The following is a 604-nucleotide window of genomic DNA, read 5'->3' on the forward strand; positions in this document are numbered from 1 at the left end:
GGCGTTAACGTTTTTAACTAAGGGTTCAAGGGTGTTTACTTCTAATACTCTCAAGACATCGGGCTGACGAGTTTTCCACAGACACCTCAACCCCAGAACACCCACGGGCGAACAGCTCCGCTGTCATGTGAAACAAAGGCCAAAATTCCGGGTCCGCTGAAAAATGCTTATGCGACAAGGACTTGAATAACTTTCTTCGCTTTGTTTCACGGAATTCCGGCTCACCTTCGGCAAGATTGGCTCCCTGATCCGATTTCTGTGCAAAACGACGTAAATTCACAACGGACCCTCGAAACAGGTATCAAGTAATACGTATTTCGTTATGATTGCCACAATTCATTGTCTGTGAGCGTGGTCATGACCCTGGACGAAATGCGTCAAGTCATTCGGGAAGAACTGGAATCGCTGCGTGCAAGCGGTGCGCGGCGCCAGGAATTGTCGCTGCACGCATGCAAGCGGCTGTTTTTCGATCTCGGCATTCGGCCGTCGGCCGCCAACGTCCGCGATCTTACCCAGACCGGCAGCGCCAGCGACATCCCGAAAGACATCGACCATTTCTGGGAACGCATCCGTTCCGCCTCCAAGATCCGGCTCGACGGCGCGG

At 52.8% G+C, this 604-nt stretch carries 1 protein-coding gene; it reads left to right on the forward strand.

The genetic code is table 11. The features are described from left to right. Positions 1-357: 357 nt before the first annotated feature. A partial coding sequence (locus JMF90_RS39610) for a DNA-binding protein (RefSeq protein WP_201326605.1) occupies positions 358-604 on the forward strand: 247 nt, incomplete at its 3' end.

The sequence above is a fragment of the Burkholderia sp. E168m23 genome, from assembly GCF_016586125.1.
GTDB lineage: Bacteria > Pseudomonadota > Gammaproteobacteria > Burkholderiales > Burkholderiaceae > Burkholderia > Burkholderia orbicola.